Source organism: Halomonas sp. AOP7-B1-5, assembly GCF_052353045.1.
Taxonomy (GTDB): domain Bacteria; phylum Pseudomonadota; class Gammaproteobacteria; order Pseudomonadales; family Halomonadaceae; genus Vreelandella; species Vreelandella colorata.
Genome location: NZ_JBQTDC010000094.1, coordinates 1 through 2,136 on the forward strand (window position 1 = coordinate 1; position 2,136 = coordinate 2,136).

2 protein-coding genes and 1 pseudogene are annotated in these 2,136 nt (G+C 45.8%); all 3 read right to left on the reverse strand.

Annotated elements, in window-relative coordinates:
- A partial coding sequence (locus tag ACT3XD_RS19475; RefSeq protein ID WP_412767960.1) for an ATP-binding response regulator occupies positions 1–323 on the reverse strand: 323 nt, incomplete at its 3' end.
- Positions 312–1,641 (reverse strand): annotated as a pseudogene (locus tag ACT3XD_RS19480) (histidine kinase dimerization/phospho-acceptor domain-containing protein); the annotation flags it as partial. The pseudogene ACT3XD_RS19480 and the gene ACT3XD_RS19475, both read right to left, overlap by 12 nt.
- A 15-nt stretch (positions 1,642–1,656) precedes the next feature.
- The gene (locus ACT3XD_RS19485) at positions 1,657–2,133 is read right to left on the reverse strand and encodes a molybdopterin-dependent oxidoreductase (RefSeq protein ID WP_192539929.1); all 477 of its coding nucleotides are present in this window, start codon (positions 2,131–2,133) and stop codon (positions 1,657–1,659) included.
- Positions 2,134–2,136 lie beyond the last annotated feature (3 nt).

Sequence of the window (2,136 nt, forward strand, 5' to 3'; positions counted from 1 at the left end):
GTTTGCACGCCATCCAGCACCGGCATTTGCATATCCATAAGTACCAGGTCGACATCGCTACTATGTGCTTTGAGTAACGTAAGCGCTGCCTCACCATTATCAGCAATACTTACTCGTTGCCCTAACCGCTCAAGCATTACCTTAGCGACCGTCTGATTTAATGAGTTATCTTCGACAATCAGGATATGCTGGTTAGAAATCAAACCACGCAGGCTTTTCTGAGTAGAGTATTCTGGCAGTACATCCGTTTCTGGCAGCCGAATCGAGAACCAGAAACGACTACCAACCCCTTCCATGCTGTTGACATCAATATCACCCTGCATTGATCCAACAAGCCGTTTACAGATGGCAAGCCCCAGCCCCTTCATGTCTTCGTGCAATGGATGTATCCACTTGAGCAAAAGCGGAAAAGAGTTGGGCTTGATCTTGCTCAGAAATACCACACCCAGTATCACGCACCTCGAAACGAACCCAATGGCCGGCCTCGCTGTGGATCGTGAACTTTACAAAACCTTCGTCTGTAAACTTAATAGCATTATTGATGAGATTCATTATGATTTGTCGAATCCGTACTACATCTCCCTTTACAAACTGGGGCAAATCGGCTGATTTAGCGTAGCTAAAGGAAACGGATTTTGTCTTACATTGCAGGCTATAGCCAATACATAGTTCATCAATACATTTATGTAGATCAAAAGCTTGAATATCGAGATCTAAATTACCAGACTCTATTTTAGTATAATCCAGAATATCATTAATCACGCTTCGTAAACTATCGGCACTGCGCTTAAGCGCAGCTAAATATGCTGTTGCATCAGGAGTACTCACCTCTTCGCTTAACAAGTCGGCCATACCAACAACTCCGTTAAGTGGAGTACGTATTTCATGGCTCATAACTGCCATGAATTCAGATTTCGCCCGACTAGCCGTCTCGGCCTGCTGTGCTGCCACATTCAGCTCATGGCTCTGCTTTTCAAGCGCTTGTGCTTTCTCTAAATTGGAGCGACCCTCTCTTATAAGCGCACGGACAAGGAGCCCGCCCGATATCATCAAAAGTGTAATCAGCAGAAGTGCCAAGCCATAAAGCTGTGCCAAAGATTCACGCTCATCGGTACGCATTCGCGCGACATTGGCATTGGTGTCGACCAGAGCGTCAGAGGTTAACTTCTGCAGTATAGATGTTTTAGCGAGCAACGTATTAATTAGTAAAGGGGTAAGGCCTGAAGGGTTATGCCAGAGATCCTCCAATAACGAATCGATTTCCATTATGAGATTTTCAGATGCCTGCACATTCGTTTTAAGGCTCTCTATAAGTGCAACCTCCTTACCAATATCACCCTGGAAAAATAAGTTCTTCCGGCTATAAAGAATCTCGTATCGTAATAAAATATCTTCCGCTGAGACAGGGTATGCTGTTGCTTCAATAAGACTTAAACGGAATTCTCTGACTTCTCTATCGAGCTGATAGCCCGCCCAAAGCAAGTTTTCCAACAGCCGGTTTTCCAGCGCATGTTGACGCTGAAAAATAACCCCGCCCGTGGTGAGAGCAGAAAAGAAAAAAAGGATTGCCGAAAAAGTGGCAATCCGTGCACGCCGGGAAAAATAGCGTTTCAAGCCTGACAGCATTGGATACTTATCCATTAAAGATTCGCGTTATTATTCAATATCGATCCTATGCACCTGCCAAACTGAGCGTGAGAGTATTACTTCATTCAATAACTTTGGTGAATCATCAAAAGGGTAGATGACAAAAAGAGGCCCCTGGTCACGAATGCGCAGAGGCTCGTCATCCGCACTCATGGCCAAAATCACATCATATTGATAAAAATCGCTGACCGGAACCGTAGCCGCATAATCATTTAACGCGGTGATCCGCATTTGTTCGCCGTCTCCACCAACCGCCTCCAAGATGGCACGCCCCAAGGGGCCAGAAAAGCGAACCTGACCATCATGCCAGGGCGTATTCGTGAGCGTATCATGCTGCTCTAAAGCTTCCAGCATAGCTCGGTCAAAATGTGCCTCATCACCACTATTGGGATGCGCCAATGTACCTGTCACTATCAGCATGACAGGACCTTCTGGCTTGTCCAAAGCGCTAGCATGAAACGGCAATGTCAAAAACCAGATAGCCACTAG